This is a genomic window from Parafannyhessea sp., from assembly GCF_051876455.1.
In the GTDB taxonomy this organism is placed as follows: domain Bacteria; phylum Actinomycetota; class Coriobacteriia; order Coriobacteriales; family Atopobiaceae; genus Parafannyhessea.
Genome location: NZ_JBJEHW010000070.1, coordinates 10,708 through 18,420 on the forward strand (window position 1 = coordinate 10,708; position 7,713 = coordinate 18,420).

The window sequence follows — 7,713 nt, forward strand, 5'->3', positions numbered from 1 at the left end:
TCAGACAAAGAGCATCCAGAGCGAGAAGAGCGCGCACACCGCCGTGACGCATCCCCAGAACATGAGGCGCTTGCGGCAGTCCTCGCGCGCGAGCACGAGCGCCTCGCCCGTGATGTAGGGCTCCGCGTGGCCGCACTTGCGGCACTGGATCAGCTGGTCAAAGTCAACGTTGCCGATGGCGCCCGTGATATCCCAGAAGCCGGAGTGCGCGGCCTCCGGGTCAACGCCGCGGTCGCGCAGCCTCACGTTGGTGCTGCCACAGGCGGAGCAGACGCGCTCCGTGGGCCGGGCGTCGCTCACCTTGCGGTAGCCCACGTAGGACAGCACCGCGAGCACCAGGCAGGCGGCCGTGCCCAGCACGAGGCCCCACACCAGCTGCGAGGAAAGCACCACCAGCGTGACGATGGCGGCAAGCACTATCAGGATGACGGGCAGCATGTGACCTTTGACCTCCCTGCGGGCGCAATGTAACGCACACATTATAGGCAAGCTATAGGCGAGCCGCGCGAGCGGGCGCGTTGGGTATAAGCCAACTGTCAAACTCGCGTCCCGCCGGGCGGCGCCGGGCACCGCCCGCGGGGACGCGCCAACCAACGGAGGAATGCATGAAGTCTGCTGTAAGGTACTTCTCGCGCTCGGGAAACACCAAGGCCGTCGCGGAGGCAATCGCAAAGGCTGCCGGGACGGAGGCCGTCTCTGTCGACGCCGACGACGCCGCGCTCACGGAGCCGGTCGACATCCTCTTTGTTGGAGGCGCCCTGTACGCCTACGGGATCGACGCACGCCTCAGGGACTACCTGGTATCCCTCGACCCCGCCCTCGTGCAAAAGGCCGCGGTCTTCTCCACCTCGTGGCTGTCCAAGCATGCCATTGACCTGATCAAGAACGTCCTGGTACAGAAGGGCATCCCCGTGGCCGACAACACGCTCTACTTCCGCGGCCACCCCTCGGACGCGCAGCTGCGGTCCGCGGCCGACTTCGTGAGGAGCCTCTCGTGAGCGCCGCCGGCACGGACGCCGCGCAGGCGGCAGCGGGCGCCGCGCCCATGCGCGTCACGCACGTCTACCACAGCGGCTTTGCCGTGGAGCTTCCTGGCTGCAACCTTGTCTTCGACTGGTACACGGGCGCGCTGCCGCCGCTCGCACGCGACCTGCCGCTCGTCGTGTTCGTCTCGCACTCGCACTACGACCACTACGATGCCCACATCTGGCGTCTTGCGGAAGACTTCCCAAAGGTCACCTACGTGGTGGACGAGTCCGTCGCGCCCCACGCACCGGCGGGCCTCGACGTTCACGCCGTCCGCCCCGACCAGGAACTGAGCCTGGCGCTTCCCGCGTCCGCCGAGTACCCCGTCGAGCTCCGGGTCCGCACACTCGAGTCCAACGACGAGGGCGTCGCCTTCCTGGTGCGCGCGCAGGAGCGGACGCTGTACTTCTCGGGCGACCTCAACTCCTGGCAGTGGGACCGCGAGGCCGAGAAGAACGAGGCCTCGGACGAGTTCTTCCGCCGCGAGCTCAGGCGCGCCTCAGCCGCGTGGCAGCGCCCCCACGTGGACGCTGCCTTTGTGCCCGTGGACCCGCGCCTGACCAACCCGGTCGCGGGCCTGGTCGCCTACATGGAGGAGCTGGGCGCGAACGTCGTCTTCCCCATGCACTACTGGGACAACCGGCAGCAGGCCCAAGACGCCGTCGCCCGCGACCCGCGCGCCGCGCGCTACGCCAGCCGCCTCGTGTGGGACGACTCCTGGCAGTCGACCGAGGGCTAGCGCCACCCACAACCGCCACGCAAACGGCCCCGATTCCAAAAACTTTTCTGGAAACGGGGCCATTTTGCATTTGCGCAGCTAGCGGGGTTGAGGTCTTCATGCCAAAAAAGTTTTTGGCATCTCGCGGGTCACTGGGCCATCCGGTTGCGCGGTCACCGTCCCGACCCGGCGCCCCTGCCCAGCGAGGCGAGAAACGCTACCCCTGGCACCAGCACGATGACCGCCGCAGTGCCACCGTTCATGCTCCCCTGCATGCCAAACGCCACCAGGGGAATCGCGAGCGTGACGATGAACACCAGGTACGTACTCCAGCCGGCCCTGCCCAGGCGCGCTTCTGGGCCAAACAGCGTGCGCATGCCCATCAGCGGCAGCCATGCCATCACGGCAACGCCCGCCGCACAGGCGATCGCGCGCGGCACCATGCCCAGCTGCTCGCAGATCTCGAACGCGACGGCAAACACGAGCACGGCCACGATCACGCGGACCGCCAGCCCGACCAGAGCCTCCATCGGATCCTTCTGCTCGGAACCCATCGCTCCCCCTCACTCACGCCATACGCAAACCATTATGTCACCGGCCAACCAGGCGGTACAATCTTCCGCATGAGTACTTTCGCCACATGGGGCACGGACGCCCTTCTGGCCTACCTGGCCTTCATCAACGCCGTCACCCTCGCGCTCTTCTGCGTGGACAAGGCGAGGGCGACCTGTGGCGCGTGGCGCATTCCCGAGAGGGTGCTGCTTGGCTGCTCGGCCGCGGGCGGCGCCCTGGGCGGCCTCGTTGGTATGCGCGTCGCGCACCACAAGACGCGGAAGCCGCTCTTCTACCTGAGCGTCCCCGCGATGCTCGTGGCGCAGGTCGCTCTTCTGGTCTGGCTTTTCCAGCGGTAGCGGCGGTCGTGCCGCCAGGCCGTCACCAATGCCCATCTGACAGAGGCCACCACACGCAACGGATAGTCCCCGGACCTTGGTCACCTGTGTGCCAATTTGCCAAAAAGCCAAATTTGCCAAAATTACCAAAAATGCCAAAAGTTGCAAAAGAAATCAAGGGCGAGCGGGTACCATGACACGTACGGAGACGGTGCTTCGCGTCCACAGGATCGGGAGGTCGCATGGTCGCACGCAACAACCCATTTACGCCAGGCTTCGGACAGGTCCCTCCGTTTATGGCAGGGCGTCGCTACGTGATAGAGAACATCGACGACGCATTCACAAACGGCCCGGGCGACCCCAACCTGACGACCATCTTCACGGGTGCACGCGGAACGGGTAAAACCACGCTGCTCACTCTGCTTGCAGATCATGCAGAGGAGAAGGGCTGGGTTTCCGCCCGCGTGTCCTCGGTCCCCGGTATGCTCGAGGACATCCTGCAACAGGCAGAGAGGTCCGCCGCCAACCTGCTCAAGAGTCCAACGCGGGTGCGGCTCAACTCTGTTGGGATAGGGGGTGTCGCCTCCCTCGGATGGGAGTACACAAATCAAACGGGTGCCGACCCCAACTGGAGGACCCGCCTTACCAAGCTGCTTGACGAGCTTGAGTCCCACGGTTCCGGGCTCGTGATCACTATCGACGAGTTGCAGTCTGACTTTGACGAGATGGTCCAGGTGGCATCGGTGTACCAGCACCTGATTGCCGAGGGTCGTAGGGTGTCCCTGCTCATGGCGGGACTTCCCTACCAGGTATCGCGCATCCTCAACGACAGGTCGATATCCTTCCTCCGCAGAGCCGCGCGACATCACCTCACGCGAATCGCCGACGACGACATACGTACGGCCCTGCTAGAGACAATCGAAGGAGGCGGGCGGTCCATCACCGACGATGCGCTTGGCACCGCCGTCGAGGCCATAGACGGCTTCCCGTTCATGATGCAGCTCGTCGGCTATCGAATGTGGACGCAGGCAGACAACGGCACGATCGACCTCCCCGCCGCCAGGCGTGGCATCGGCGCCGCCCAATACGAGATGCGCACGAACATCCTCGAGACCACCTACATGGAGCTCTCGGACGGAGACCTCGCGTTCGTGGAGGCGATGCTTCCCGACGAGGGACCAAGCTCAACCTCTGAAATCGCGCGCCGCATGGGAAAGAGCACGGGCTATGCCGCCCAGTACAGAAGGCGCCTGCTCGAGGAAGGCGTCATAGGCGAGCGAGGTCGTGGCAAGGTCGGCTTCGAACTGCCAGGGTGGCGCACCTTCATTGCGGAAAAGCTCGAGGACGGATTCTAGGGAGAAGAACGTGCGTTGCCGACCGGTGACCCCACCTTGACGGCACGAAAACACCGCTAGGCACCCTGCATCCTGAGCAGGTGCTCCTCCAAGTCGTGGTCGACCGCAAACAGATAGAGCCCGTGCACGCCGCGCTTGAGAAGGACGTTCAGCTCGTGCCGCAGGTTCTCCTCGGGTGCGTCGCTGCCGTTGATGGCCTGCCGGTTCTTGCTCCTGGAGGGGTCGAACTCCACGTGACCGTCGCGCCAGCAGACCGAGGGCCCGATGATCACGCCGGCAAAGTTGAGGTCGAAGCCCTGGATGGTGTAGATGGAGCCGCACTCGTTCAGCGTGTGGGGCTTCTCCGCCCAGGCCTTGCCCTTCTCGCCCGTGGCCTCCCGCTCGTCTGCGGGGTCCGTCTCGTAGTTCCAAGGCATGCGGAAGAAGTCGCGCGTGTCGCCGGCGGCCACCTCGTCCCGCACGTCCCGCGGAAGCGAGTCGTCGCCATCGGCAAAGGCGAACCACTCGTTGTGCTCCTGGTAGATCTGGACCTCCCACGCGCCGGACTCGGGACGCGACTTGCTGGAGTACGGCCAGTCATACGTAGCCAGCACACGCGAGAGCCCATGCCTCTCGTCATCCACGAGCTCGCCCTTGTCACTAAAGGTGAGCGCCTTCTCCTGGATGGCTGAGCGCAGCTCGAAGGGTGACCGGAAGACCCGAATCTCGTAGGGGTCGTGCCCCTCGCGCGCGGGGTCCCTGGGGATGTGCCCGATGCCGCGGCCGTTGGCGAAGTCGTCGATCCACTGGACCACCTCATCGCAGGCGTCAATCCTGAACTGCTGGCGCAGCAGCAGGTTCGTGACATTAAAGTCGAAGTCGCACAGCCGCGCGCCCCTGCGTGCGCACTCGGCCGAGCCGTCCTCGTAGCGATGCTCCGGAAACAGCGCCTTTTGCATGTCTGGGGCCAGCTCCTGGGACTTGCGAAGCACCTGCTCCAGGTCGTACACCGCGATGACCACGCGGGCGCGGCGCATGACGTCCACCAGCATGTTGCGCGAGCCGCGGTACCCCTGGTTGCCCTGGTTGAGCAGCAGGTGCGCCTCGTCTATCAGCGCAACGTCAACGGGGTCCGTGGGAAACTCTTGCCGGTCAAGACCCCTGCCATGACCAGACTCGCTATGATCGTTTATGAATGCGACCGGCTTCATGACCACCTGGCCGGTCTTGTTCTGAAGGCCGAGGCGCAGCATGATCTGGTTGTATACGGTCAGTTGCTCGTCGTGGTTGATGAGCAGGTTGGCGCGTGGCGGGTGCTCGTCGTCGCCAAGCTCGTTGGCAATGCGCAGGAACAGGTGGCTCAGGAGAACGGTCTTTCCGGTCCCGGCCAGCCCCTCCACAATGATGAGCTCGCCCTTCTCCACCAGCGCCTTTTGGTCTGTCGCCGCAACCACACCCGAGGCACCCGTGGCGCCCGCGTTCCCCAGCGTCTGCCTCAGCCTTGCGATTATCTTGTCCTCCGCGACCAGCTGCTCGGGCCCCAAGGCGTGGAACGGCGATGCCTTGAAGATGGCCGAGTCCCTGATGACGGACTCAGCGGGAAAGAGCTGCGGCTCGTAGCGGTTGAGGCGTCGCCACACCGCGGAGGTGATCGCGGGCAGGTCGGCCTTGGTGTAGTAGTCGTCCTGCGGGTTGCCGCGGCCGTTGACCAGCGTGACCCGCCTGGCGTCCGACGCAAGCAGGTAGCTCAAAAAGGTATTCTCAAGGTCGAGCGTGAGCGACTTGTTGAAGTGGTCCTGCCCGATGACCAGCATCCTCGAGCCGGCCCCGTTGAGCCGCTTCCACGCGTCACGCGCAGCCTTGGAGCGATAGGTCTTCTCGTCCGAGTAGTGCTCCTTGGTCCGCCGCACGATGGAGTTGGTCTCGCCCACGTACAGCAAGTACTCATCAAACTCGAAATCGGACTTAGCCTTGCGGTGTCGCTTGCCCCTGATGATGTAGACCGTAGGATAGGTCTTGAGCAGCTCGCGACCGTCGGGCGTAAGCTCGCGGTCATCAATTTGGGAATCGACGTCGTCAATCGCCTCACCAATGAGGCGGTCCTCCTCGTGAAAGGGCACGTCAACTATGACCGGTGACGCCAACTTCATCCGCTACCCCGCAATCGGTTTCCCCATACGAACAGGCAACAGCATACTTCCGCCGACCACCTTGCGGGCGAGAAGATCGGCCGCATGGGCCGTGGTCGACAGCGGACAGCATCCGTACGCGACTTGTGGCTACACTGGTGGCAGACAACCGCAAGCCAGGGGGCAACATGGTCAATCTGATGGTCTGCTCGGACATCCACGCGCGCATCGGGCACTTTCAGGACGCCGTCATGGCGGCGCGGGCGGAGGGCGCGATTGACGCCATCGTGATCGCGGGAGACTTGCAGATGCCTGCTGCGGCGCTGGAGGAGCTCAACCTGCCCGAGCCCATCTACCTGGTGCACGGGAACAACGATGCCGCGCTGGCGCCCGCTAACCCCGCAGACGAGCTCGCGATCGACGTGACGGCGGATGGCGTCGCTGCGGTGCACGAGCTTGCATACCACGAGGCCGCGCCTGCCCGAGGTGACGGGGTTTCTCACCGCATCATGGTAACGCACGGGCACACGTATCGCGCACCGCGCCTGGTTCGCCTGCGCCAGCGCGCGGCGGCGCTCGACGCGGACATCGTGATCTATGGGCACTCGCACCGCTGGCAGGAGGACGCGGGAGGCCCCGCGGACGCGCTCGTGCTCAACTCCGGCACGCTCATGCCCAAGCCGGGGTCCGGTCGCTGCACGTTCATGATCCTGCGGCTCGACAGCAAGGACGTGTACGTGGACAGGTACGATCTGTAGACGGCAGGCTGGCAGACAGCCGCCAGCAAGGCCTATCGCCCTTCTCCCCCAAGCTTGAGGTTGAGAAGCGCCGCCACGATGCCGAAGGCCGCCAGCGCGATGAAGGTTCCCCAGGTAACGAGAAGCATGAGGGCGCTCCCCTGGCACGCGAGCGTCGTGGTTGCCATGACGGCCTGGCCTGCGCCCATGACCAGGATCTTGAACGAGTAGCCGCCGAGCGTGGCGAGCACGTCAGTTATCCCAAAGAGGGCGAGTACGCCGCCGAGCGACTGCCCCACCAGCAGCACGTTGGGGACCTGGAAGTGTCCCGCGTCCGTCACGGCCTGGAACGCGATACAGACGAGTCCCGCCACCACGAAGCCCACCACGATTGCCACCGGCATGGGGATGGCCGGCGGCACGGTGACCTTGGGAAGCGCGACATTGGCTGCAAGCGCGCCCGCGAGCATGTTTACCACGGAGCTGAGGATGATCACGTGGAAGAAGAGCCTCCCAACGCTGCGCATGCCGCCCGCCACGCCTCCGCCGTTGGCGTAGCCCGACTTGAAGGCATCCGCAATGCCGCACGCGAAGCCGTTGAACGGCAGGATTGAGCCAAAGCCGCTGACCGCAGCGATCCGCTGGTGGACGCCAGGCACGTACAGCAGGACGGCCAGCACACCCAGGCAGAGCAGCGTGCAGGGAGCCGCAAACTGGGCGCCCACCACGGGCTCGAGCATCGTGCCGAGGACCTGCCCGATCACGCCGTAGATTCCCCCGACAAGAAAGCAGAGTCCGTAAAGACTCGCCTTGGACTGCGTCTCTTCTGCCATGCTCACCCCCGCGAATGGCCGCCTGGCGCCGATTGCCAAGCGTCCC

Annotated in this window: 9 protein-coding genes; 5 read left to right on the top strand and 4 right to left on the bottom strand. The window is 64.9% G+C overall.

The genetic code is table 11. From position 1 onward, the window contains the following. Nucleotides 1–438 (bottom strand): hypothetical protein, encoded by a 438-nt coding sequence (locus ACI38Z_RS03335; RefSeq protein WP_439788768.1) that lies wholly within the window; start codon nt 436–438, stop codon nt 1–3. 167 nt (nt 439–605) lie between these two features. Here ACI38Z_RS03335 and ACI38Z_RS03340 point away from each other — a divergent pair, with 167 nt between their 5' ends. Together ACI38Z_RS03340 and ACI38Z_RS03345 are read left to right on the top strand one after the other, a co-directional pair. After that, a complete protein-coding gene (locus ACI38Z_RS03340; RefSeq protein ID WP_439788769.1) occupies nt 606–998 on the top strand; it encodes a flavodoxin domain-containing protein in 393 nt (130 codons plus the stop codon). Continuing rightward, nucleotides 995–1,765: an MBL fold metallo-hydrolase gene (locus ACI38Z_RS03345; RefSeq protein WP_439788770.1), complete on the top strand. Its 771-nt coding sequence runs from the start codon at nt 995–997 to the stop codon at nt 1,763–1,765. The genes ACI38Z_RS03340 and ACI38Z_RS03345 overlap by 4 nt, the downstream gene beginning before the upstream one ends. 152 nt (nt 1,766–1,917) lie before the next feature. On the opposite strand, the gene ACI38Z_RS03350 is transcribed toward ACI38Z_RS03345, so the two are convergent. Then, complete coding sequence (locus ACI38Z_RS03350) at nt 1,918–2,298, bottom strand: hypothetical protein (RefSeq protein WP_439788771.1); 381 nt, start codon at nt 2,296–2,298, stop codon at nt 1,918–1,920. 69 nt (nt 2,299–2,367) lie between these two features. On the opposite strand from ACI38Z_RS03350, the gene ACI38Z_RS03355 reads away from it, so the two are divergent. Further along, on the top strand, nt 2,368–2,655 hold the full coding sequence (locus ACI38Z_RS03355; protein ID WP_439788772.1) for a DUF1294 domain-containing protein: 288 nt from the start codon (nt 2,368–2,370) through the stop codon (nt 2,653–2,655). 221 nt (nt 2,656–2,876) lie between these two features. After that, complete coding sequence (locus tag ACI38Z_RS03360) at nt 2,877–3,989, top strand: AAA family ATPase (RefSeq protein ID WP_439788773.1); 1,113 nt, start codon at nt 2,877–2,879, stop codon at nt 3,987–3,989. A 56-nt stretch (nt 3,990–4,045) separates the two neighbouring features. Here ACI38Z_RS03360 and ACI38Z_RS03365 read toward each other — a convergent pair whose 3' ends face one another. Then, entirely contained in the window at nt 4,046–6,118 is a 2,073-nt protein-coding gene (locus ACI38Z_RS03365) for a DUF2075 domain-containing protein (RefSeq protein WP_439788774.1), read from the bottom strand. A gap of 167 nt (nt 6,119–6,285) precedes the next feature. Here ACI38Z_RS03365 and ACI38Z_RS03370 point away from each other — a divergent pair, with 167 nt between their 5' ends. Further along, nucleotides 6,286–6,855, top strand: a complete 570-nt coding sequence (locus ACI38Z_RS03370) for a metallophosphoesterase family protein (RefSeq protein ID WP_439788775.1) — start codon at nt 6,286–6,288, stop codon at nt 6,853–6,855. A 32-nt stretch (nt 6,856–6,887) separates the two neighbouring features. Here ACI38Z_RS03370 and ACI38Z_RS03375 read toward each other — a convergent pair whose 3' ends face one another. Then, a complete protein-coding gene (locus ACI38Z_RS03375; RefSeq protein WP_439788776.1) occupies nt 6,888–7,667 on the bottom strand; it encodes a SpoVA/SpoVAEb family sporulation membrane protein in 780 nt (259 codons plus the stop codon). Nucleotides 7,668–7,713: the final 46 nt, after the last annotated feature.